Consider the following 23,407-nt stretch of genomic DNA (forward strand, 5'->3'; position numbering starts at 1 on the left):
GCCGGCGGCAACCACCGTTCGAAAATCTTCAATCCCAGCTCACCGTTTCGGCGACCTTGATGCCGCGCCTGGCCAGCTCGTCGAAGAAGCGGCCATCGGGCACATGCAGCAGCGGGTTGAGCAGGCCGGGCGTGGCGATCTCGCGCCGTGCCAGCATCTGCGCCACGATACTGGCGGGATAGCCGACGCCAAGGCTCATGCCGAACAGGCCGGAGGCGAGGTCGCGTTCGATGACCAGCTCCGAGGTCACCGTCTTGCGGCGGCCGCCTTCGCTGCCGACAAAGACGTTGCGCATCACGCAAAGGTCCTTTTCGTCGGCGCCATATTGCAGTTGCGGACCGAGCAGCCGGCCGAGGAATTCGCGTGGGCTGATGCCGGTGCCGGGCACCTTGTCCTCGGAGAGGAAGCCGAGCTGCTTCAGCGGCGCCCAGAACGCCGACCAGCCGGGCCAGCGCAGCGAGTAGCGGCCGGAGCGCTGCAGCCCCTTGGCGGCGGCGAGCATGCCGGCATAATGCGGCGCGTCGCCATTGGGGAAGGCCTCGAGCCTGCCCAGCCCGGCGATCTCGATGTCGTGGATGAAACGATTGTCGTGCTGGCGGGCGGCCGGCACATCGACCCGGTTGCCGTCGTCGACCAGCACGCTGTCGCGGTTCTGGCTGACCAGAACCATGTCGAAATTCCAGCTCACCTTGTAGCGCAGCGGCTCGACCACCGCTTTCAGCTCGGGAATACCGCCGCAATAGGAATCGATCGCGGTGATGGTGTCGAACTGGCTTGCGGCGCGCGCGTAGAGCACAAGGTCGATGCCGGGGTCGAGCCCGCATTCGGTGACGATCGAGACGCCGGCCTTTTCGGCCTCGGGCGCGAGATCGGCGATGGCCTTGCCGTAATTGGTGGTGACCAGCGGCGTGCGCGTCGCGATCGCCGCCTGCACCGCCTCGCGCATCAGCGGCTGCGGCAACAGGTCGATGACCGCGTCGACGTCCTTCATCACATCGGCCAGCACCGGTCCGATCGCGCCCTCCGGCACGACAAAACGCACCCGGGCAAGGTCGGTCAGGCCGCCAAGCCGCGCCGCGCCGTCGGTTGCGGTGTCGAGGCAGACCACTTGCTCAACGCCGGCGCTGGCGACGAGATCGGCGATCGCCGCCCGGCCTTGCAGGCCGAGGCCGCCGAGAACCGCGATCTTCATGCCATTTCCTTTCGCGTCTCGTCCGACCAGCAGCCTTCCGGCAGGCTGACCCATTTGTTGCAGGACGCCATGACGACGAAGGTTTCGCTGCGCACGACTTCGCCCGGCTCGCCGGCGCCAGGGATCAGCTCGCTGGTCACGCGGTAGAGATCGGCGACATCGCCGGCCACCGTTACGTCGACGATGATGTCGAAGCGTCCGGTGACGACGGCGGCCGAGTTCACGAAAGGCAGTTCGGAGATGCGCTGCGCCAGTTCACGCGCCCGGCCGCGCCCTTGCGCGTTGATGCCGACGATGGCCGAGATCAGCTCGGGGCGTTCGGTCAGGTTGAGCAGTCCGACGATCTTGAGCAGGTTGCGGTCGAGCAGGTTGCGCAGCCGCATGCGCACCGTCGGCACCGAGATCGCCATCTTCTCCGCGAGGCGGTTGACGCCAAGCTGCGCATCCTGCGACAGCAGCTTGACCAGTCGCCGGTCGGTCTGATCGAGATGTTCCCGCAAACGCTCAGGCTTTCATAAAAGGAAATAAACGGTCGGTTTTTCTTTCTGATATGAAAATACCTTATGAGAGATTTTTAACAACGGCAAGAGCCACGTCATCCGCGGTGCCCCTGTGCCTGTCGGCAGTTTCGTCGCAGATGCCACATTTTGTTCTTGCTTTGTGCCGGCAGCTATGCTACTAATTTGGGTATGGTGCTAATCGCGCCGCCGACCCGCCCTCCCGAGGCGGGTTTTTTGTTTTCCGGATCCCTTTGAAGGTTCAGCGCCGCCGGCTTGAGTTGGCGGTACAGCGCCGTTCGGGACGCGCTGTGTTCGAGGGTGAAAGAAGCAAGTGGCGCAAGAGGTGCCTGGAATCCATAGCTTAGAAAGGAACGGTAGATCGACATGAAGAAGATTTCTCATCTGTTGGTGCTGACGGCAATCTGCACCATTACCGCCGCCATGGCGCCAGCTGGCGCCGCATATGCCCAGAATGCGCCCTACTGGCGAGCGGACTGGGAGGAGGGGCCTTGCACCGGAGCCTCGTGCTATACCGACTGGTCTTTCGTCCAGGCGGAGAATCCGGCGGAAGCCGATCCCGCCTTGAACGCAATTGTCAGCGGCCTGGTCTCGACCGGCGCAGGGAATGTATCCTCGCACGGCGGCAACAGCTTCGGAAAGTTCGAAACGACGCTGGCTGCCATCAATGCCGGGAAGCCCCACTCCAAAGTCTACAAGGAGTGGCTCTTTGCAGGCGGCCTGGCCAAGAACGACGCTTTCGGACGTCCACTCCAGGCGGTGCCGCCGTCGGGGATCGATGGAACCTATGTCGCGTGGTTTTTCATTCCCTCCGATTACCAATACGCGGGAAACGGCTGGACGAATATCTTCCAGTTCAAGGTGACCGAGCAATCGCCCTTCAAGCAGGACCCAACGTGGTGGGTCAACCTGACCGACAATCCGACTGACGATGTGGTGATGCTGCATGTGGAAAATGCGGCGGCCGGAGTACACAATCCGGCTAACGATGTTCCCGCCCCGAAGGGCCGCTGGTTTCAGCTGCGCGCGGATCTCTATGAAGGGGTAGGCATCGATTGGTATCTGGACGGGGTGTTTTGGCAATCGTCGTCGAACGCAACCTGGCCGGTTGGGCGAGATTCCGACGGATCAGGTACACCTCAGTCATTCGTGTTTGGCGTGGGTCACTATGGTGGAGTTGGCAAACTCTACACTGATGATGCCTACATGATTGCAAAGTAGCCACTGACACATTGCCGAAGTGCATAAAATAACAAGCTGCTTCGGGTCCGACCGGGCGGCTATTTTTGTACCTAGAGCGCGTCGCATTGAACGGATCCTGCGACGCGCTTTAAGTTTTTTGTTTTATGCATGTCGTTGTCGCAAAATCGTTGCGAGGCGCAACCGCAACTTATTGTGCCTTCACCTGATAGGCGGAGAGGCTCATCCGAGATATCGCCAAAAGCGGCTTCTCAATAAAACTATAGCTGGCCAGGGAGACGGCAATGCAGGCGGTGACAATAACCATGCCTGCGAGCCATGGTGATACATTGGCGCTTGCAACGACAGGAGCGGTCGCAAGCAGCACGATAGGATGTGTCAGATAGAGAGAGTAGGAAGCATCACCCAACCTTGCCAGCACGCGAGGAGCAAGAAGCCGGAAGTAGCTTTCCAGGCTTATGCAAGCCGCGACAAGGATCAACGCCGGGATTCCCTGAGCAAGGGTTCGCGGCAAGTTGAAGCCAAGGCCCATCACCAGCATGGACACGATGGCGAACACGAGTGCCGAGACACCCAGGACGGCAGGCGAACGCGCCAGCCTGCCGACCAGGTGGCCGAGAGCCATGCCGGCAAGGAACTCAAACAGGATTGGCGTGGTATAGAAAAACAGCACAGTATCGGCGGCGGGTTTGAAGATGATGCGCGCCGCTACGGCGATTGCAAAGACAACGCCGACCATGGCCATTTGCGTCAAGGTGCCAAGACCCATAGTTGCCGCGAACAGAATGTAAAACAGGATTTCCAGATTGAGCGTCCAACCCACGCCAAGCACTGGTTGGACATAACCTGTAACAGTGTCGAGATAGGGAATGAAAAGCAGGCTATTGGTGAGCTGCTCAAGAGACACTGCACGACCGGCAAACAACCAAAGTGCGGCGACCATGACGAAGGTCATAACCCAATAGAACGGAACGACGCGCGTGAAGCGCTGCATCAAAAAAGCACGATGGTCGCGACGTCTGTTCTCCGTCGAGAGAACCATGACAAAACCGCTGATGACGAAAAACAGATCGACACCACTGTTTAGGATGGGAATACCCAGATCGAGCATGCCCAGTGCGGCCGGAAGATGATAGATAACAACCATGAGGGCTGCTAGCCCCCGCAGGATCTGTACCGATGTATACTGTTGAACCCGGCGCGGCGCAGCGTGATCATTCTCTGGAATGATGTTCATCGAAAAATGGTCCCCTGTGCGGGGAGCATTAACACACGGGGTCGTTGATGTGCTGATTAATTGCTGGTTTAATTAATGCGTAAAGTTTTAGATAAGTTTTACTGACACCAGCACGCGGCTATACTTTAGACCCGCCCGACTTTGGCCTGCCTCTCTGTCAAAACCTGGCATCTCCCCAGTGAAGAGGAGATTGGCCGTTTCCCCGCCCTAACGGCTGGTCTCGAAGATAGCGACGGCTGCCGCTGTCAGTGCGGCGTTACCGGGTGCTACTGTTCCATCAGGAAGCTCCTTGCCGTCTTCCAGTCCGATGCGCGTCGACCAACGGCGTTCCGCCGCCCGGTGCACGAAAGGCCAGACCGTGGCGTCGGCGCCGTGCAGCAGGATCGCCCGGCGCATCCCGGCGCCGTCGAGCACGGCGGCGATATCGTCACTGACCTCCAGCGCCGCGTCCAGGGGCTGCTCGGAGATTTCGATCAGGATGCGCAGCACCCGTTTGCCATGGTCGAGGCTCACCAGGCGTTCGGCGTCGGCGACGGAGGCAAGCCCCGCCTCGATGCCGATGCCGCGCTGGCGCAGACTCTCCATGACGGCGGGCGCGGCGTCTTCGCTCAGATTGACCGAGGCATAGTCGGGCAGCTCGCTCCAACCGGCGATCGCGGCCAGCGTCCGCTCGTCGTCGTTTTCGATCCAGGCGCCGGTCGACACGCCGATCAGCGTTCCCGGACAGGCACGGCGGAGCGCCATCACAGTCCGGTCCATAGCCGCAGACGCGATGCTTTCGCGGCCGTCGAGTCCGCGCGCATGGACATGCAGCTCGGCCGCACCGGCGGCAATCGAGGCCGCACCGTCGCCCGCCATGGCCTCCGCGTCGAGCGGCAGTCGCGGGTGGAAATCGGCGCTGCGCGCGCCATTGATGCAGGTCTGGACAATCATTGAGATGGCGGTCCCGTTGAAGTGGAACAAGTTTAGCGCACGACAACGAAATCGGAAATCGGATGATATCCATCCCGCGAAGCTCACCCGGCAAGAAACGGGTGGTCTGCGCGCGCTGTCTCACCCATCTCTGGTCGTAGAGAAGGAGGCGAAGCCATGACCATCCATTCGATAGGCGCGAAAGCGGCGATCAAATCGGCGGAGGCGCGCGTCGCCGCCTATGATTGGCCGAAACTCGCCGGCGAGCTGAGCGGCTATGGCTGCGCGGTGATGGAAAAGCTGCTGACGCCGCAGGAGTGCCGGCAGATCGCCGGGCTCTATCCGGACGAGAGCCATTTCCGCAGCCATGTCCACATGGCGCGGCACGGCTTCGGCAAGGGCGAGTACCGCTATTTCCGCTATCCCTTACCCGACTTGATCGGCGGCTTGCGCACCGCGCTCTTTCCGCGCCTGGCCGCGGTCGCCAACGACTGGAACGCGCGCATGGGTATCGCCCAGCGCTATCCCGACGAACACGCCGCATTCCTCGAGCAATGCCACGAGCAGGGCCAAACGCGGCCGACGCCGCTCCTGCTGCAATATGTCCCCGGCGATTTCAACTGCCTGCACCAGGATCTCTACGGCGATCTGGCGTTCCCGCTGCAGGTGGCGATCCTGTTGTCCGAGCCCGGCAAGGATTTCACCGGCGGCGAGTTCGTGCTGACCGAGCAGCGTCCGCGCATGCAAAGCCGCGTCGAGGTGGTGCCGCTGCGCCAGGGCGACGCGGTCGCCTTCGCGGTCCACAATCGTCCGGTCCAGGGCACGCGGGGCAATTACCGGGTCAATCTCAGGCACGGCGTCAGCCGGCTTCGCTCCGGCATGCGCCACACCGTCGGTATCATCTTCCACGACGCCAAGTAGCCGAGCCTCTCGGCCCGGCGGCGATTACCTGGAAAAATCGCTGCGCACGATGCCGTGGCGCTGGAGCTTGTCGTAGAAGGTCTTGCGCGGAATCCCCAGCGCTTCGATCGTGCGCCTGACATCGCCCTCGTTGCGGCCAAGCGCCTCGCGGATGATGTCGGCCTCGTAGCGCTCCAGCCGCTCCGGCAGCTTCATGGCGGCGTTCGATTCAGTTGGGGCAGGGGGTTGTGCTTCGGCGCCTTCCTCCAATCCAAGCACGAACCGCTCGGCGAAATGCGCCAGTTCGCGCACATTGCCCGGCCAGTCATGGTCGCTCAGATGGCGATGTACCGTCGCCGGCACTGCCGGCACCGGACGATGGAAGCGGGCGGCGGCGCGCTCGGCGAAATAGAAGAACAGCAGGGCGACGTCGTCGCGGCGCTCGCGCAGCGGCGGAATGGAGATCGTCACCACGTTGAGCCGATAGTAGAGATCCTCGCGGAAAGCGCCGCGCTGGCGCGGATCACCGAGATCGACCTTGGCGGCGGCGACGACGCGCAGATCCACCGGCCGCACCTCGTTGGTGCCGAGCGGGGTGACCTCGCGCATTTCCAGCACGCGCAGCATCTGCACCTGTGTCGAGACCGGCATGCTTTCGATCTCGTCGAGGAACAGCGTGCCGCCGCTGGCGTGCTCGATGCGGCCGATCCGTTTCTTCTGAGCGCCGGTGAAGGCGCCGGCCTCATGGCCGAACAATTCGCTTTCGATAACGGTCTCCGGCAGCGTGCCGCAATTCAGCGCAACGAAGTTGCCCTTGGCGCGGCGGCTCCAGCGATGCAGAAGGCTTGCCACCACCTCCTTGCCGGAGCCGGTCTCGCCGGTCACCAGCACGTCGACGTCGGTGTCGGCGATCTGGCGTAGCGTGCGGCGCAGCCTGTCCATCGCCGGCGTCTGGCCGATCAGCGGCAGGCCGTCCTGCGCCTCTCCGGCCGCCTCGCGCAAGGCCCGGTTCTCCATCACCAGGCGGCGCTTTTCCGCTGCGCGGCGCACGCTCTGTACCAGCCGGTCGGCGGCGAAGGGCTTTGTGATGAAGTCGTAGGCGCCGTCCTTGATCGCCTTGACGGCCATGGCGATGTCGCCATGGCCGGTGACGAGGATGACGGGAATGTCGGCATCCAGCCGCAGGATGCGGTTGAAAAGCTGCAAGCCGTCGATCTGAGGCATGCGGATGTCCGACACCACGACACCGGTAAAACCGGCGTCGAGCCCGGCCAGCGCCTCAGCCGCCACCGCAAAGGCCGAGACCGAGAAGCCGGCAAGCTCCAGCGTCTGCGCGGTGGCCTTGAGGAGATCGCGGTCGTCGTCGATCAGGATCACCGGCGCGGCATTGTCGTTCGTCATGATGGCTTACGCTGCTTTCATGAGATGGATGGTGAAGCGGGTGCCGCTGTCGTTGCTTGAAACCTCGATGCGGCCGCCATAATCGGCGACGATGTCCTTCGAGATGACGAGGCCAAGGCCGAGGCCTTTTTCCTTGGAGGTGTTGAACGGCGTGAACAGCGACTTGAGAATCCCGGGCGGAATGCCAGGTCCGTTATCGGACACGCCGACCGTCACGCCGTCCGCGGTCTCCTCGACCGATACCTGCACATAAGCGTCGTCGCGGCCGTCGAGTGCTTCGAGCGCGTTCTGGAAGAGGTTGATCAGCACCTGTTCGAGCCGGACCCGATTGCCCATGACTTTGAGGCTCGGCGGCGGCAGGTCGATGGCCAATGCGTCGAGCCGACCGGCAAAGCGGCTTCTCAACAGCATGACCGCGCCCTCGACAACACCACGTAATTCAACAGGCTCGGCGGCGGTGCGGCCCTTGCGGGCAAATGCCTTCAACTCCTCGGTGATTGAGCCGATGCGTTCGGTAAGTGCTGCAATGGCGCCGAGGTTTTCCTCGGCCGGCCCGGTCTGCTTGCGGTCGAGGAAGGTGCGGGCATTGTCGGCATAGGCGCGGATGGTGGCGACCGGCTGGTTGATCTCATGGGCGACACCGGCGGCGACCTGGCCGAGGATGGCGAGGCGGTTGGCCTGGACCAGATCCTGCTGCACGATTTGGAGCTTGGCTTCGGTGCTGCGGTGGCCTGCTATCTCGGCCTGCAGCCGGTCGCGGGCTTGGCTCAGATCCTCGGTGCGTTCGACGACGCGGCGTTCGAGTTCGGTGCGCGCCGCCTGTTCGGCGGCAATCCGCATCTGCGCCGACTGCCGCCGCCACAACAGATACGCGGCCAGGCCGAGCAGCGGGACGACGGCACCCAGTGCCAGAAGCCGCATTTCGCGGACGGCAGCGGCGATCGGCGCTTCGGCCGGGATCAGATAGTCGAGCTGCCATGGGGTCGAAGGGACCGGCGTGGAAAGGCTGAGATACTCCGCCTCACTGCCGCCGGGCGTCACCGCGTGGACGATCGACACATCCGGGCTGAGCGCCTGCCGGTGCATGATCGGCAGCGGAACCAGCGGCGCGTCGCCGAACTGTTGGCTGTCGCGGATCGCGGCTTGCTCAGGTCCGGCCAGCGGCGCGGTTGTCATGAAGCGCCAGGACGGCACGCTGGTGATCAGCACGACGCCGTTCTCGTCGCTGACATAGGCCGGGCGGTTGGCCTCGCGCCAGTCGGCTTCGAGCTGGTCGAACTCCATCTTGACGACGACGACGCCGAGCGGTGCGGCGGCATCGCCGACGCGTCGCGAAATGTAGAGGCCGGGACGCTTGCTGACATTGCCGAGCGCAAAGTACTCGGCGGTTCCGGCCTGCATTGCGCCGGAGAAATAATCGCGAAAACGGTAGTCATTGCCGACGAAGCTGATCGGCTCGCGCCAGTTGCTGGAGGCGATCGCCAGTCCGTCGGTGCCGACGACATAGAGCACCGACGCCTTGGTGCCGGAGACCAGCCCCTCGAGCTTGCGGTTCAGAACATCGATTGCCGCGGCATTTTTCTGCGACAGCGCGTCACGCACTTGCTGGTCCGCGGACAGAAGCAGCGGCAGGGCGCGCGGGCTTTCGAGCACGGCGCGCAGCAGCGCGACCTTCAGATTGGCGTCGGTACGCCCCTGCGCCGCCAGGGTCCCGACCTCGGCGGTGCGGCCGTAGAGGCCGGCACCGTAGAGCGCTGCCGTGACGATCAGCAGGGCGACGGCCGCAAACAGCAGCCAGGCTCGGCGCGCCCGCCTGGCGAGTTGCTCGGGCGTCGAAGACAAGGCACCGGCGGGGCGTTGCAGCATCGCCCATTTGTGCATGAACTCGCACAAAACACAATTCGACCTATGCGGAGATTCGCACTTGTCTGTGTGTCCAGCAGTGCGGACATTTGTGAATGCTCAACAAAATCAATGATGAAAGGCCCTTCTGCGTATCTGGCACGGCTGTTGCAAACACGAATTCAGCAGTCGCGAGGCTGCTGGTCAAAACAACTGCCCCGGGGAGTCGAGCTTTCGATCGGGGCGCCATGGAGGACGTCATGCAGACAGCAATCGCTGCCGCCGAGCCGCGCGGCAAACTTCCCTTATACCGGCATCTTTATGTGCAGGTGCTGGCGGCGATCGCCGCCGGTGTGCTGCTCGGCCACTTCTATCCGGAAACCGGCGAGGCGATGAAGCCGTTCGGCGATGCCTTCATCAAGCTGGTGAAGATGGTGATCGCGCCGGTGATCTTCCTGACGGTGGCGACCGGCATCGCCGGTGTTTCCGACCTGCAGAAGGTCGGCCGCGTCGCCGGCAAGGCGATGATCTATTTCCTGGTGTTCTCGACGCTGGCGCTTGTCGTCGGCCTGGTCGTCTCCAATGTCGTCCAGCCCGGCGCCGGCATGCACATCAATCCGGCCACGCTCGATACCACCAAGGTGACGGCCTATGCCGAGAAGGCGCACGACACAACCATCGTCGGCTTCCTGATGAACATTATCCCCGACACCATCACCGGCGCCTTCGCGCAGGGCGACATCCTGCAGGTGTTGTTCTTCTCGGTGCTGTTCGGTGTCGCCCTGGCACTGGTCGGCGATCGCGGCCGTCCGGTCGTCGATTTCCTGCAGGCACTGACCACGCCGATCTTCCGCCTCGTCGCCATCCTGATGAAGGCCGCACCGATCGGCGCCTTCGGCGCCATGGCCTTCACAATCGGCAAATACGGCATCGGCTCGATCGCCAACCTCGCCATGCTGATCGGCACATTCTACCTGACCGCGCTGCTGTTCGTGCTGGTGGTGCTCGGCGCGGTTGCCCGCTACAATGGCTTCTCGATCCTGGCGCTGATCCGCTACATCAAGGAAGAGCTGCTGCTGGTGCTCGGCACCTCGTCCTCGGAAGCGGCATTGCCGGGCCTCATGGCCAAGATGGAGCGCGCCGGCTGCAACCGCTCGGTGGTCGGCCTGGTCATCCCGACCGGCTATTCCTTCAATCTGGACGGCACCAACATCTACATGACGCTGGCGGCGCTGTTCATCGCGCAGGCGACCGACACGCCACTCACCTACGGCGACCAGATCCTGCTGCTCGCCGTCGCCATGCTGAGCTCCAAGGGTGCCGCCGGCATCACCGGCGCCGGCTTCATCACGCTGGCGGCAACGCTTTCGGTCGTCCCCACCGTGCCGGTCGCCGGCATGGCGCTGATCCTCGGCGTCGACCGCTTTATGTCGGAGTGCCGGGCGCTGACCAACTTCATCGGCAATGCGGTGGCGACAGTGGTGGTGGCACGCTGGGAGGGAGAACTCGACCAGACGAAGTTTGCCGCGGCCATGGCCGGCGACTTGCCCGAGGAAGTCGACCTGTCGCTGCCAGGGTTGCAGGCCGCCTGACTGTCTAGGCCACATGACTATAAGCCCCGGAGGCGGTTCGCCGGCTCCGGGGCAAAGCACCGGCGGTCGCGGCATGCCGCCTGAACGCAACCTGAAGTGGCCCTGTTTTCGACGCGGGGCTTGTTCCAGCCGCATTTGAAGGCCAGTATCCGCCATGCCTTCAGGGCACCCGTCCGCTTCGCTCCCGACCTGATCGCGAGGCGAGACATTTCCGTCGGGCTCGGTTGCGACATCACCTTGGCCGAACCGTCTGGGCTTTTGCTGCCGCCGACCCCTGACCATGGCAGCAGCCCTCGAAGGCAATGGCGGCCTCAGTACGAAGTCGCAAAGCGAAACGTGACCCGTCTCCTGATAGAAAGCGCAGGCTTTCTCCCAGGGAACTCGTTGCGCGCCAAGAGGGCGCTTGAAGAGGGGGGCAGGCCCATGAGCGGGCCTTTGCCGAACCAAAGCAAGATGCGAGGTCAAACGCGATGCAGACTGTCCCGAGAATTCCGGTATCCATCATCATCCCGAACTACAACTACGCGCGGTTCCTCAAACGCAGCATCGACAGCGCCCTCGAGCAGGACTACGCGGATGTCGAAGTCATCGTCGTCGACGATGCATCGCAGGACAATTCCACGACAATCATGGAATCGTATCGCGACGAGATCCTCGCATGTCCGCGAGCGCAAAATGGCGGACACGCCGCGGCATTCAACACTGGCTTTGCAGCGAGCTCGGGCAAGATCGTCCTGTTCCTCGACGCCGACGATTATCTTTATCCGACCGCCGTCTCCACCATCGTCGACACCTGGGACGAGGCAACCGCCCAGGTCCAGTCCAGACTGCATATCGTCGACGAAGGGCAACGCATCAAGGATGTCTTTCCGCCGCCCGAACTGCCTTTCGACAGCGGCGATGTCATGCCGAAACTCCTGCACAAGGGCCGCTACCAGACCACCGTGACCAGCGGGCTGGCCTTTGACCGCGCAACGCTGGAGTCGATCATGCCCATACCGGAGCCGGAGTTCCGCCAGGGCGCTGACGGCTATCTTGCCACGCTGGCGCCGATGTATGGGCACGTCCAATCCATCGACGAATGCCTCGGCGCCTACCGGATCCACGGCGCCAACCATTCGGTCTTCGGCGAAAAGCTCGCCGAGCGGGCACGCTGGCGGGTAACCCACGATTTCCGCCGCATGCAGGCACTGTCGGACCAGGCCTCCGGGATCGGCCTGACCATCGTGCCGTCGGATGCCGTCCGCCACGATCCGGTCCACCTGGAAGAGCGGCTGGCGTCGCTCTGCGCCGACAGAGACCGACACCCCGTGGCCGACGATTCCCGGCTGGCGCTCGGGGCGGCCGGCGCCGTCGCCAGCCTCGAAATGACCGCATCCCTGCGGCGGCGCGCAATCCTTGCCGCCTGGTTCCTGTCGGTCGGGGTGTTGCCGCGGAAAATGGCAACGGCGGTGCTGTCGTGGAAGCTTGATGCGTCGTCGAGGCCGGCATTTTTGAGCCGCCTGTCGAAGAGAATCCGCCACGCCATGGGATAGCGGATGATGCCGTGACATGGGTCCGCCAGGTATTCGGTTGGCCCGGCCCAGCCCAGCGGGCGTAGTTATTGCCTCCGATGGGCTCGGACCATTCTGTAAATCATTTGCTTACACCTGCTTGACCCGAGTAAGCAATATGCTTACATGTTGCATGATCAAGTCGTTCAAGCACAAGGCGCTGGCGGACCTCTTCCAAACCGGAAAGACCGGAAAGATCGACGCCAAGATGCATAAGCGCATCCTTGTCCGGCTTGACCGCTTGGAAGTCTCGGAAAGGCCTGATGACATGGACCTGCCCGGCTTCGACTTCCACGCTTTGAAGGGCTTTAACCCGACCCGCTACACAGTGCATGTCAACGGGCCGTGGTGCATCACATTCGAATTCGACGCCAATGATGCTGCCCGCGTCGATTTCGAACAGTACCATTGAGACGGCTTAGATTGGAGAAATCGATTATGAGCGTGTATGAGCCGATGCGTCCGATGGAGCGCTGCCCATCCCACCCTGGGGCGCTGCTCGACGACATTATCCCGGCAACCGGAAAGACCAAGGTGGAAATCGCCAATCTGCTCGGAATCTCGCGCCAGCAGCTTTACGACATCATCCGCGAAAAGAAGCCGGTCTCGCCGGCCGTCGCGGCGCGCCTTGGAAAGATGTTCGGCGACGGCGCCGCGATCTGGCTCAGGATGCAGGCCGCTTACGATGCGTGGCACGCGGAGCGCGAGGTTGACGTCAGTGCCATTCCAAGGCTGCATGCTGCCTGAGATGCAATAGATCGGCCGAACCACCGAGGCTCACAAATCGATCACGGTCCCGCCTGCCTGGACCGGTCCTGCGGTTCAACGGCTCGCTCGACCAGGACATGCGCTTCCCGCGCGGCCTCGATGAACGCGTCCCTGGCGGCTTCGGTCCAGCGGTCGTCGCTCATAGCGCGGCGGCATGTGCGCCGTGCCAAGCCGTGTTTGGCGCTGCCAGCGTCGCGCCAGTGGGCTTCCAGCAATTCGACAGCCTGCCGTGCGTTGGAAATGTTGCGGATATCTCCCACGATGCCGACCGCAACCGCAACCGGCTTGGAAAACCATCCTTGATTCATGGCGAAGCCTTCGACGTGTTGAACTACCTATAACGAAAATCGTGGCGCAAGGTTTCATTCGCGCCAGTCACCGCGGCAGTGAGGCGGCCCTCACTGCGCCGCGCGCAGCCTGACCACGACGCTGCGCGCCACAAGCACCAGCACCGTGATGACGATCAGGATCACCGAGAGTGCGGCGATCGCCGGGTCGATGTTGTCGCGCAGGCCCATCCACATCAAGCGCGGCAGCGTGATGGCGTTGACCGAGGTGATGAACAGGGTGACGCCGATCTCTTCCCAGGACAGCACGAAGGACAACAACGCCGCGGTGACGATGCCGAACTTGATGTTGGGCATGATGATGCGGGTGGCGCGCTCCCACACGGTGGCGCCGAGGCCGCGCGCGGCAAGATCGATGCGGCGGTCGAGCTGGCTGAGCGACACCAGGATCAGCACCGTGGCGAAGGGCACCGTCATCACCGCATGCGCCATGGCGACACCCAGCCAGGTGTCATAGCCGAAGAACGACGAGAAACCCGAGATCGAGGTCAGCAGGAAATAGAGCGTGATTGCCGAGACCACCGGCGGTACCACCATCGGCAGCAGCACGAAGCCGACCAATGCTGCGGTGAAGCGCGGCTGGAACATCCAGACGCCGAGGCCGAAGCACAGCGCGAGCACGGTGGAAAAGGCGCTGCTGACGACGCCGATCCTGATCGAGAGCAGGATCGAGTTGATCCAGCGCGGATCCTCGATCAACGCCCGGTAATGGCGCAGCGACAATTCGCCCGACGGCATCGCCAGCATGCGGCTCGGCGTCAGCGACACCGGAATGACGGCGAGCAGCGGCAACAGCAGAAACAGCGCGACCAGGGCGGCGAGGACCAGCGAGACGGGACCGGGGCGATAGGTCGGCATCGCGCTACACCAACTGCTTTGGTCTGATATAGCGGAACAGCAGCGCCATCAGCGCGCCGACGAACAGCACCAGCACCACGCTGATCGCAGCGCCCAGGCCCCAGTCCGGGCTCTGGAAGATACGGAGGTAGATCAACTCGGCGATCATCACGCTGCGGCCGCCGCCGAGGATCGCCGGCGTCACGAAGAAGCCGAGCGAAAAGACGAAGACGATCAGCGCCGAGCCGATGATGCCGGAGCGGGTCATCGGCACGAACACCGACCAGAAGGTGCGCATGCGGCTGGAGCCGAGGCCGCGCGCCGCCAGCAGCACGCGGTCGTCGAGACTGCGCATCGAAGAGGCCAGCGGAAACACGGCGAAGGGGATGAGGAAATGCGTCATGCCGACGATGACGCCGAACTCGTTGCGCACCAGCGCCAGCGGCTCCGAGATGAAGCCGACCGCCTGCAGCCAGGTGTTGATCAGGCCGCGATTGGACAAAAGCGCCACCCAGCCGAAGGCGCGGGTCAGCACCGAGATCCAGAACGGCACCAGGATGCAGAATTCGGCCACGACGCGCTGCACCGGCGTGCCGCGCACCCAGACGACGGTGATGGCGTAGGCGGCGGCAACCGAAACGATCGTCACGATCGCGGCGATGCGCAGCGTGCGGATGAAGACCGACTGCACCAACTGATCCGTGAGCAGTGCATTGTACTGCCCCAGCCCCGGCGTGGGCAGCGTAAAACTCCATTTGACCACGCCAAGGAATGGCCAGGCGTAGGCCAGCACAAGAAAGAGGAGCAGCGGCGCCATCAACAGCGCCGCGCCCATCCTGTCGGAGAGGTATGCTCTCATCCGGTTATCCCGGCTTGTCAGGCGGAGATGATCTTCGTGTATTCGTCGAGTGCTGCCCCATAGTTCTTGGCGTACCAATCCATGTCGAGCGGGATCTGCTTTTTCATGTTCTCGGGATCGACCGGGTTGATGCGCTTCTTGTCGGCGGGGATCAGCGCATCGGTGGCCGGATTGGCCGGACCCTGGCCGAGCTTGTCGAACATGATGAGTTCCTTCTCCGGGTCCTGGGTGCTGGCGATGAACTTCATCGCCGCGTCCTTGCCGCCGGGATTGCCCTTGAGCACGGCGAGCGCGCCGGGCGAGATCAGGCCCTGGTCCCAGATGAACTTGATCTTGCCGCCGGAATCCTGCTCGATGAGCGAAGCCCGGGTCGACCAGACGATCGCCATCGAGGCCTCGCCATTGAGCAGCACGCTCTGGCTTTCGGCGCCGCCACCCCAATAGGCGACGACGTTTTCCTTGAAGGCAGCGATCTTGTCATGCGCGCGCTTGAGGTCGAGCGGATAGAGCGAGGCCGGCGCGATGCCGTCGGCAAGCAGGACCGCTTCCCAGCTCGACACGCCCCATTTGTAGAGCGAGCGCTTGCCGGGGAATTTTGCCACGTCGAAGAAGTCGGCCATGCCGGTCGGTGCCTGGCTGCCGTATTTCTCGGCATCGTAGGCGATGACGTAGGAGAAGAAATAGGTCGAGGCGGCGTGTTCCCAACCGAACCCCTCGCGCATCTTCTTCTTGTCGACGATCGTATAGTCGATCGGCTCGAGCATGCCCTGCGCGCCGAGCGTGATGGCCGAGAACGGATCGACGTCGACCAGGTCCCAGGTCGGGGCGCCGCTCTTGAACTGCGCCGCGATTGCGCCTTCGGTCGGGCCGGAGCCATCCATCTTAACGACGATGCCGGTCTCCTTGGTGAAGGCCTGGCCGTAAGCCGCGTCATAGGCGGTGATGGCGTCGCCGCCCCAGTTGACCAGCACCAGTTCCTTCGCCGCGGCAAAGGCGCCGGTCGAGCGCAGCAGCATCGGCGTGCCGGCCAGCACCAGCGCGGCCAGCTGCGTGAACTGCCGGCGCGAGATCTCTCCGCGCACGGCCCTGGCGGACAGCGCCTCGATGGAATGTTTCTTGGTTTGGTTTGTCATGTCAGTTCCCCTTTTTTGTCGTTGGTATTTCCTGAAAGTCAGCTTGGCGAATTCGCCACGCCGATCGTCATTGTCCTCCATCCGGAAGGAGGAAACCTTTCTCCGCCGGCCAGGTCAGCCAGACGGAATTGCCTTGGCTGAGCGCGGAAGCGGCAACCTCGTTCGGCACCGAGACCGTCATCTTGGCGCCTTGGCGCGTCGTCAGATCGAGCCGCGTTGCAGCGCCGAGATAGGTCGAGGCGACGGCAGTCGCGGCAATGCCGTTCTCGCCTGCGGCGGCTTCGCGGGCGATCGACATGTATTCGGGCCGGATCGCCAGGATGGCGTCGCCCCGGACCTTCTCGGCCTTGCAGCGCATGCTGATCGCGCGGTCTTCGCAGAGGCCCGTCGAGCCATTGTCGGCCGGGCGCACGCCCTTCAGCGGCAGCATGTTGATCTCGCCCAGGAACTCGGCGACGAAGCGGTTGTCCGGCCGATCATAGACCTCGTCCGGCGCGCCGACCTGCAGCAGTTTGCCATGGTTGAAGATGGCGACGCGAGACGACAACGCCAGCGCCTCGCTCTGATCATGGGTGACGAAGACGAAGGTGGTGCCGGTCTCCTGGTGCAACCGCTTCATCTCGGCCTGCATCTGGCCGCGCAGGCCCTTGTCGAGTGCCGAAAACGGCTCATCGAGCAAAAGTACGCCCGGCTCGAACACCAGCGCCCGCGCCAACGCCACGCGCTGCTGCTGGCCGCCGGACAATTGCGACGGCAGTTTCTTCTCGTGGCCCTTGAGCCCGACGCGCTCGATCATTTCGCCGACGCGGCGTTTGATCTCGGCCGCCGGTTTCTTGCGCACCTTGAGCGGGAAGGCGATGTTGGCCTCGACGCTCATATGCGGGAACAATGCGTAGCCCTGGAAAACCATGCCGGCGGCACGCTGCTCGGCCGGCCGCTCGGTGATGTCGACGCCGTCGCTGTAAAGGCGGCCGTCGGTCGGCTGAATGAAGCCGGCAAGGATCATCAGGAAGGTGGTCTTGCCGGAACCGGAGGGGCCGAGCAGGGTGAGGAACTCGCCACGGCCGATATCGAGCGTCAGATCATCCAGCGCACGGAACGAGCCGAAGCTCTTGCCGATCCCGATTGCCTTGATCTCTGCGGCCCGGCCGGGTTGCTGCATCCTGCCCTTTCCTTAGCGTAGGCGAAATCGTAGGCAGGGCGGCGGCTCACCGCAACCGAATAGTTTTCGCCTGATCGGCAAATTTGATTCATCTATGCGCCAATCTCCTCCTCAAGGGGGAGATTAGCGCTCCTTGTTCTCCGACAGCTTCGACCTCAGCCATCGCCCAAACGCCTCCAGCACCGGATGCGCTGCCTTGGCGTGCTCGGAAACCAGAAAATACGAGCGCGGCGAATTGATCGCGATGTCGAAGGGACGCACCAGCCGGCCTTCGCTCAGCGCCCGCCGGCTGGTCAGTTCGTCGCCCATGGCGATGCCCTGGCCGGCGATCGCCGCCGAAAAGACCAGGTTCATGTCGGAAAAGAAGATGCCGCCTTCCGGGTCGGGGTTCTCGACCTTGGACAGCGCCAGCCAGCGCGCCCAGTCCTCGGTATCGCCGAGATGCAGGAGATTAGCGCGCAGCACGTCTGCCGGCTTGGAGAAGCCGCCGATCTTGTTGAGCAGGGTGGGGCTACACAGCGGCGTGAAGGAGATTTCGCACAGCATCTCGACCGCGCGATTCGGCCAGTTGCCGACGCCGAAGGCGATGAAGGCGTCGGCCTCGGCATTGCTGACGTCATCGAGACGGCGCGGCGTCAGGATGCGCAGTGCGACATCGGGGTACATCTGCCGGAACTCGCCGATATGGGTGCACAGGAACAGTGAGGCGAAACCCGGCGTACAACTTACACTGAACGAGCCGCCGATGCCGGTGCCGGCATGGCGTGTCACCGCGTCGCCCAGCACCGTCAGCGCCTTGCGCACGTCGCTGGCATAGCGTTGGCCGCGTGGCGTCAGCGCCACGCCCTTCCCGATGCGCTTGAGCAGGTCGAAGCCGAGATCGCGTTCGAGCAGGCGCAATTGATGACTGACCGCACTGCGGGTCAGATGCAGTTCGTCGGCGGCGCGCCAGACGCTGCCGTGGCGGGCAAAACTGTCGAGGGCGCGCAGCGCCTGCGTCGAGGGAATTCTCAAGAGGTGAACCGAATTTGCACGAGCCGGGAAAACATATCACTTTTTGGCGAGGCGCTTCACTGCTTTCTTTCCGCCATGGAGAAACCGGTGACCTCGGCGCAAGCGACCGCGCTTGCCTGTCTGGACGACATCCAGCCGTCGCTGTCGGCGTGGACGCGGACCATCTTCGACTTCGGCGAGACCGCCTGGCGCGAATACCAGTCGGCCGCCTGGTATGTCGAGCGCCTGAAGCACGAAGGCTTTACCGTTGAAGAGGGCTCAGGCGGCATGCCGACCGCCTTCTGCGCCCACTGGACCAACGGGACCGGCCCGACGATCGGCCTATATGCCGAGTACGACGCGGTGCCTGGCAATTGCCAGGATGCGGCGACGGTGAAGCGACCGCGTCCGGGCCTCGGCGAACAGGCCGGCGGCCACACCGATCCGCATTCCGGGCTCGGCATTGCCAGCCTCGGCGGGCTGCTGGCGACCAAGGCGGCGATGCAGCGCCACGGCATATCGGGCACGCTGCGCTTCACCGGAGAGCCGGCGGAGAAGGTGAGGGGATCGAAGCCGATCCATGCCGCGAAGGGCTATTATGATGGGCTGGCGGGCATGATCTCCTTCCATCCTTTTTACATGCTGCCGCTGTGCAACACGGCGCGCTGGGACACGCATTGCGGTGCGGCCTATGCGATGATCTACCGCTTCATCTGCGACGAGCCGGAACATTGGACGAGGGCGGCAGGCAACGCGGCGCCGATCCCGCAGGCGCATTCGGCGGTCCGGGCGCCGGGCGCCAACGACGCGCTCATGATGATGTACATGGCCTCCAAGGCGCTACGCGATTCCATGCTGCCACATCAGGGCGGCTGGTCGATCAGCGAGGCGATCCTGACGGCGGGGCAGGCGACCGCCGACAATTTGCCGGCGGGGCTGGCCGAGATCCAGTACATGATCCGCGTGCCGACGCTGGCGATGGCCGACCAGGTCACCGCCATGCTCGACCGCAATGCCGAAGCCGCCGCCAAAATGAGCGGCTGCCGCCATGAGCGGCACTGGGTGTCGAAGTCGCGGCCGGGGCTCGCCAACCACGCAATGGCTGATATTGCCTATGAGGCGCTGACGGCGGTCGGGCCGCCGCGCTGGGACGAGACGGCCAAGGCGATCGCCCGCGAAATCCAGATCAATGCCGGCGGGGTGGCGAGCGAGGAACCATTCATCGACGAATTGGAGCGGCTGATTGCACCACAGGCGGCCGAGGCGATCCTGCGCCGCGACCTGGCGCCGTCGCAGGTGAATTCGACGTCCGACGACTACACCGACATGTCATGGCATACGCCGACGGCGCGGTTCTATGTCGCTCGCCCGGCATTGCGCTCGGAGAACGGTCACGCCTTTCCGTCCTGGGCGATGAATGCGCTGGGCGGCATTTCTGCCACCATCGACCCGATGGTCATCTGCGCCGCAAAGACGGTCGCGCTGGCAGCACTTCGCCTGTTGGAAGACGAGGCCGCGCGCGACGCGGCGATGGACGAATTCGTCGCCCGCACCGGTGGCGGCATCGGCGGCTCGAACTGGATCGCGCCGCTCTGCGACTACGAGCCGCCAATTGGATTTCGCTGGCCGGAATACATCACCACCCCGCGCGGACGGGACTGGTGGATACCGAGCAACCAAGCCGCATGACTCAACCAAGCCGCCCCTTCACGAGGAGAACCCATGACCGTCCATGACCGCATCGTCACCGAGCCGTTTTCGCTGCAGCGCCGCAACCCGGCCGGCGGCACCAAGAAGCTGACCGCCTGGGGCTTCGCCAACGAGACCGACGTGCTGACCGACGTGCTGCTCGGCTCGCCCAATTTCCTGCGCCATCTCTCGACCAGCTCGCTATCGCGAAAACATCTGCGCGAGGCGCCTTGCAATGTCCAGATCGCGCAGGCGCAGCACAAGGACCTTGTCGCCGCCTATGAGCATTTCGGCGTCAACATCCACTGGCATGAGCCGACGCCGGAACTGCCGATGCAGGTCTATTCACGCGATTCCAGCGTGATGACGCCATATGGCGTCATCATCACCGCGATGGCCAACTGGTGGCGGCGCGGCGAGAACTACGCGGCGATCCGCACCTATGAGAAGCTCGGCATCCCGATCTATGACATGGTCACCGCCGGCACATTCGAAGGCGGCGACTTCAACGTCATCGAGGACGGCGTGGTGCTGATCGGGTGCGGCGGCGCCCGCACGCAGGAGGAGGGCGCCCGCCAGGTCCAGGCCTGGTTCGACAAGGAGGGCTGGGAGACCCGCATCGCGTTCATCGACGAATATTACGTCCATATCGACCTGATGGTGGTGCCGATCGCCGAGAAGCTGACCGCCGTCTGCCTCGCCTGCACGGAGCCGGGCATCGTCGACTGGCTGAAGGGCAAGGGCCACGAGATCATCGACGTGCCGTTCCAGGACACGATGGCGCTCGGCTGCAACTTCATGTCGCTGGGCAAGGACAGGGTGATCGCGCCGACGTCCAGCCAGGCGCTGATCGGCCAGCTCAAGGCACGCGGCTTCGAGGTCGCGGCCATCGATATGAGCGAGATCTCGAAGACCGGCGGCGGCATCCACTGCATGGCACAGGCGCTGAAGCGCGAGCCGGCCTGAGGGGCCGGCCTTTAGCCCCAACGCTCCCACGAAAGCGCCATTGTCAGCAACGTCGAACCCGCCTGGCTCGCGGCACGCGCCTACAGCACGATGAGCTTTCCCTTGCGCAGACGCTTGGCGCAACGATAGGCGAGGTCGGCGGCGACCATGTCTTCCATCGCAATGCCCATCGCCTTGTAGGTGGTGATCTGTTGATTCGAAACGCGACCCGGCGCGCGGTCGAGCAGCATGGCGCCAAGCTCGGTGCCGAAATCCGGGTCGAAGCCGGCAAGCTCGCAAGAACCGACCGGGGTCGGTTTGAACGCATCCTTGGTTTCGACAAAAAGACTGGATTTGCCGATGAGCTCGATCGGCATTTCTCCGCCGGGCGGCGCCACCCCGACCGACGAGACATGCGTGCCCGGCTGGACCCAGCCTGCGTCGATCACCGGCTGGTAGGAGTGGGTCGCCAGGCACACCACGTCCGAACTGCGCACTGCCGCCTCGAGGTCGGCGACCGCCACCACCGACGGATGCAGCCGGGCAAGCGCTGCCGCATCGTCGAAGCTCTTCGAAGCGACCCGGATTTCGGCAAAGTCGCGCACCAGCGGCAACAGATGCAGGTGCTGGTTGGCCTGCACGCCGGCGCCGATCACTGTCGCTATCCTGGCATCCCGGCGGGCAAGCGCGCGCACCGACAGCACGGCGGAGCCGGAGGTTCGCACCGCGGTTATGAAGGTGCCGTCCATGATGCAGACCGGCAGGCCGGACAGCGGATCGAACAGGCTGATGGTGGCGAGATGGCTGGGCAGGTTCTTGGCCAGGTTGCCTTCGAAGACATTGACGATCTTGACGGTCAGGTTCATGTCCTCCATCCAGGCCGGCATGGCGAGGCTGTAGCCGGCTCCGGGGATGTCGAGCTGTGGTCGGGGTGGATTGACGACCTTACCTTGTGACAGCGCCTTGAAGCCGTCTTCCAGAACGTCGAGAAGCTGGCTGAGGTCGATGCACGCCATCACGTCGGCTTCGCTCAGCACCAGGATCTCGGTCGCTCCCTTGCTGATTTCCGCCGCACTCTTGCCGGCTGGGCTGCACGCTTCCTTGGTCATCCTGCACTCCTGTGTTCGTCGAAATCGGCTCACCACATCTGCTTTGAGTGGGTGAGGGAAGCGCAGGCTATTGCGAGGTTTTATGTGATGAAATACGTTGATTTTGGCATCTGTGCGTGAATTAAGCACACAAATCCCTGAGATAGAGTGGATTGTGAATGGACGATCTCGACCAGATAGACCGCAGCCTGCTCCGGCTGCTGCAGGAGGATGGGCGCCGGACGACGCTTGATCTTGCCGGGCGTGTCGGGCTGTCGCCGACCGGAACCAGCCAGCGGGTGAAGCGCCTGTTCCGCGACGGGTTCATCACCGCGGTCAGGGCTATGCTCGATCCGCGCAAGGTCGGCAGGGGAACGCTGGTGTTCATCGAGGTCAGGCTTGACCACACGGCGCCGCATGTCTTTGACCGCTTCGCCGAAGCCGTGGCGAAAGCTCCGGAGGTTCTGGAGTGCCATATGGTGGTTGGCGGTTTCGATTATCTGGTCAAGGCGCGGATCGCTGAAATGGCGGTGTTCCAGGATTTCCTGCAGCGGGTCATCCTGCCTCTGCCCGGCGTGCGCGAAACGCACACTTTCGCCTCCATCGCCGATGTCAAGCCGAACGCCCTCTTGCCGGTGTAATCAGATGGAGGAGGGGAATGCTGTTCAGGGCGACGTTGAACGCATCTTCGCCACCTTGTCGCTCCCCCTAGCGCGCCTCCTGGTGCAGAGATGCCGGAGACCGCTCTAGCCTTGCAGGGTCAGCAGGTTAGCGTCGCGCGCGAGCCGCCACTCACCATCTGGCTCCTTACGCAGGAGCGTCAGCGCATATCCCGATCGATGGACCGGCTCGCCATTCGGCGGGGTCGCGGTCATGTCGATGCGGCTGCGGATGAAGGCCCAATTGCCGAGAAGCTGTAGTTCCACGATATCGCTCGTGCCGTCGATATGAACGCCGGCCGTCTCCTGCGCGGCCGCCGCGAAGATCTCCTTGTCGAAGGGTTCCCGGCCGGGAACCATGAAGATCGCATCGTCCGTCATCAAGCTGAGGACAGTCGCGATGTCTCCACGCTTACTCGCATCCATCCACGTCTCGACCAGCTTTCGGATTGCTGTTTCGTCGCCCGTCATCCGTTACCTCCCTGGCATCTCGCCGTCATCGATAGCGCACGGCGCTTCCCCCTCGCTGAAACATAGGGCTTAGATCGCTGTCGTCATCGATTGCGGTGGTCCTCGACGT

At 63.5% G+C, this 23,407-nt stretch carries 24 protein-coding genes; 9 read left to right on the forward strand and 15 right to left on the reverse strand.

The features are described 5' to 3' along the window. Positions 1–28 precede the first annotated feature (28 nt). The 3 genes from NKJ09_RS19300 to NKJ09_RS19310 all read right to left on the reverse strand — a co-directional run bounded on the left by NKJ09_RS19300 (position 29) and on the right by NKJ09_RS19310 (position 2,078). Positions 29–1,192, reverse strand: a complete 1,164-nt coding sequence (locus NKJ09_RS19300) for a saccharopine dehydrogenase family protein (RefSeq protein WP_352494442.1) — start codon at positions 1,190–1,192, stop codon at positions 29–31. Further along, the gene (locus tag NKJ09_RS19305) at positions 1,189–1,692 is read right to left on the reverse strand and encodes an Lrp/AsnC family transcriptional regulator (protein ID WP_023677254.1); all 504 of its coding nucleotides are present in this window, start codon (positions 1,690–1,692) and stop codon (positions 1,189–1,191) included. The genes NKJ09_RS19300 and NKJ09_RS19305 overlap by 4 nt, the downstream gene beginning before the upstream one ends. A 170-nt stretch (positions 1,693–1,862) precedes the next feature. Further along, complete coding sequence (locus NKJ09_RS19310; protein WP_352494441.1) at positions 1,863–2,078, reverse strand: hypothetical protein; 216 nt, start codon at positions 2,076–2,078, stop codon at positions 1,863–1,865. Between NKJ09_RS19310 and NKJ09_RS19315 the strand changes: the two genes are divergently transcribed. Next, on the forward strand, positions 2,077–2,931 hold the full coding sequence (locus tag NKJ09_RS19315; RefSeq protein WP_352494440.1) for a hypothetical protein: 855 nt from the start codon (positions 2,077–2,079) through the stop codon (positions 2,929–2,931). The genes NKJ09_RS19310 and NKJ09_RS19315 overlap by 2 nt on opposite strands. 169 nt (positions 2,932–3,100) lie before the next feature. On the opposite strand, the gene NKJ09_RS19320 is transcribed toward NKJ09_RS19315, so the two are convergent. After that, complete coding sequence (locus tag NKJ09_RS19320) at positions 3,101–4,147, reverse strand: acyltransferase family protein (RefSeq protein ID WP_352494439.1); 1,047 nt, start codon at positions 4,145–4,147, stop codon at positions 3,101–3,103. A gap of 207 nt (positions 4,148–4,354) precedes the next feature. Next, positions 4,355–5,080, reverse strand: coding sequence for a 3-keto-5-aminohexanoate cleavage protein (locus NKJ09_RS19325; protein WP_352494438.1), 726 nt, complete (start codon positions 5,078–5,080; stop codon positions 4,355–4,357). 156 nt (positions 5,081–5,236) lie between these two features. Here NKJ09_RS19325 and NKJ09_RS19330 point away from each other — a divergent pair, with 156 nt between their 5' ends. Continuing rightward, complete coding sequence (locus NKJ09_RS19330) at positions 5,237–5,980, forward strand: 2OG-Fe(II) oxygenase (RefSeq protein WP_352481701.1); 744 nt, start codon at positions 5,237–5,239, stop codon at positions 5,978–5,980. Between the two features lie 24 nt (positions 5,981–6,004). Here the strand turns inward: NKJ09_RS19330 and NKJ09_RS19335 are convergent, their stop codons facing one another. Both NKJ09_RS19335 and NKJ09_RS19340 read right to left on the reverse strand, forming a co-directional pair. Continuing rightward, a complete protein-coding gene (locus tag NKJ09_RS19335; RefSeq protein WP_352494437.1) occupies positions 6,005–7,360 on the reverse strand; it encodes a sigma-54-dependent transcriptional regulator in 1,356 nt (451 codons plus the stop codon). A gap of 6 nt (positions 7,361–7,366) precedes the next feature. Next, the gene (locus NKJ09_RS19340; protein WP_352494436.1) at positions 7,367–9,226 is read right to left on the reverse strand and encodes a sensor histidine kinase; all 1,860 of its coding nucleotides are present in this window, start codon (positions 9,224–9,226) and stop codon (positions 7,367–7,369) included. A 236-nt stretch (positions 9,227–9,462) separates the two neighbouring features. On the opposite strand from NKJ09_RS19340, the gene NKJ09_RS19345 reads away from it, so the two are divergent. From NKJ09_RS19345 to NKJ09_RS19360, 4 genes are all read left to right on the forward strand, one after another. After that, complete coding sequence (locus NKJ09_RS19345; RefSeq protein ID WP_292659748.1) at positions 9,463–10,794, forward strand: dicarboxylate/amino acid:cation symporter; 1,332 nt, start codon at positions 9,463–9,465, stop codon at positions 10,792–10,794. 470 nt (positions 10,795–11,264) lie between these two features. After that, positions 11,265–12,329: a glycosyltransferase family 2 protein gene (locus NKJ09_RS19350; protein ID WP_352494435.1), complete on the forward strand. Its 1,065-nt coding sequence runs from the start codon at positions 11,265–11,267 to the stop codon at positions 12,327–12,329. A gap of 151 nt (positions 12,330–12,480) precedes the next feature. Beyond that, positions 12,481–12,759, forward strand: coding sequence for a type II toxin-antitoxin system RelE/ParE family toxin (locus NKJ09_RS19355; RefSeq protein WP_352489936.1), 279 nt, complete (start codon positions 12,481–12,483; stop codon positions 12,757–12,759). Positions 12,760–12,785: 26 nt separating this feature from the next. Continuing rightward, positions 12,786–13,094, forward strand: a complete 309-nt coding sequence (locus NKJ09_RS19360; protein WP_352455430.1) for a HigA family addiction module antitoxin — start codon at positions 12,786–12,788, stop codon at positions 13,092–13,094. 41 nt (positions 13,095–13,135) lie between these two features. Here NKJ09_RS19360 and NKJ09_RS19365 read toward each other — a convergent pair whose 3' ends face one another. From NKJ09_RS19365 to NKJ09_RS19390, 6 genes are all read right to left on the reverse strand, one after another. Continuing rightward, positions 13,136–13,423, reverse strand: coding sequence for a DUF982 domain-containing protein (locus NKJ09_RS19365; RefSeq protein ID WP_352481695.1), 288 nt, complete (start codon positions 13,421–13,423; stop codon positions 13,136–13,138). Positions 13,424–13,513: 90 nt separating this feature from the next. Beyond that, positions 13,514–14,320, reverse strand: a complete 807-nt coding sequence (locus tag NKJ09_RS19370) for an ABC transporter permease (RefSeq protein ID WP_023720592.1) — start codon at positions 14,318–14,320, stop codon at positions 13,514–13,516. A gap of 4 nt (positions 14,321–14,324) precedes the next feature. After that, the gene (locus tag NKJ09_RS19375) at positions 14,325–15,158 is read right to left on the reverse strand and encodes an ABC transporter permease (protein ID WP_031194462.1); all 834 of its coding nucleotides are present in this window, start codon (positions 15,156–15,158) and stop codon (positions 14,325–14,327) included. A 17-nt stretch (positions 15,159–15,175) separates the two neighbouring features. Beyond that, positions 15,176–16,291, reverse strand: coding sequence for an ABC transporter substrate-binding protein (locus tag NKJ09_RS19380; protein ID WP_352494434.1), 1,116 nt, complete (start codon positions 16,289–16,291; stop codon positions 15,176–15,178). Positions 16,292–16,358: 67 nt separating this feature from the next. After that, positions 16,359–17,453: an ABC transporter ATP-binding protein gene (locus NKJ09_RS19385; protein WP_352494433.1), complete on the reverse strand. Its 1,095-nt coding sequence runs from the start codon at positions 17,451–17,453 to the stop codon at positions 16,359–16,361. 123 nt (positions 17,454–17,576) lie between these two features. Then, positions 17,577–18,467, reverse strand: coding sequence for a LysR substrate-binding domain-containing protein (locus NKJ09_RS19390; protein ID WP_352494432.1), 891 nt, complete (start codon positions 18,465–18,467; stop codon positions 17,577–17,579). 75 nt (positions 18,468–18,542) lie between these two features. On the opposite strand from NKJ09_RS19390, the gene NKJ09_RS19395 reads away from it, so the two are divergent. Then, a complete protein-coding gene (locus NKJ09_RS19395) occupies positions 18,543–20,135 on the forward strand; it encodes a zinc-binding metallopeptidase family protein (RefSeq protein ID WP_352494539.1) in 1,593 nt (530 codons plus the stop codon). Between the two features lie 33 nt (positions 20,136–20,168). Next, positions 20,169–21,101: a dimethylarginine dimethylaminohydrolase family protein gene (locus NKJ09_RS19400; RefSeq protein ID WP_023720586.1), complete on the forward strand. Its 933-nt coding sequence runs from the start codon at positions 20,169–20,171 to the stop codon at positions 21,099–21,101. Between the two features lie 80 nt (positions 21,102–21,181). Here the strand turns inward: NKJ09_RS19400 and NKJ09_RS19405 are convergent, their stop codons facing one another. Beyond that, complete coding sequence (locus tag NKJ09_RS19405) at positions 21,182–22,189, reverse strand: ornithine cyclodeaminase family protein (protein ID WP_023720585.1); 1,008 nt, start codon at positions 22,187–22,189, stop codon at positions 21,182–21,184. Positions 22,190–22,347: 158 nt separating this feature from the next. Here NKJ09_RS19405 and NKJ09_RS19410 point away from each other — a divergent pair, with 158 nt between their 5' ends. Then, positions 22,348–22,809 carry an Lrp/AsnC family transcriptional regulator gene (locus NKJ09_RS19410; RefSeq protein WP_023720584.1) on the forward strand — a complete coding sequence of 154 codons (462 nt, stop codon included), beginning with the start codon at positions 22,348–22,350 and terminating at the stop codon, positions 22,807–22,809. Between the two features lie 105 nt (positions 22,810–22,914). Here the strand turns inward: NKJ09_RS19410 and NKJ09_RS19415 are convergent, their stop codons facing one another. Continuing rightward, on the reverse strand, positions 22,915–23,298 hold the full coding sequence (locus NKJ09_RS19415; RefSeq protein ID WP_023722391.1) for a YybH family protein: 384 nt from the start codon (positions 23,296–23,298) through the stop codon (positions 22,915–22,917). Positions 23,299–23,407: the final 109 nt, after the last annotated feature.

Source organism: Mesorhizobium sp. M0189 (genome assembly GCF_040322135.1).
Lineage (GTDB): Bacteria > Pseudomonadota > Alphaproteobacteria > Rhizobiales > Rhizobiaceae > Mesorhizobium.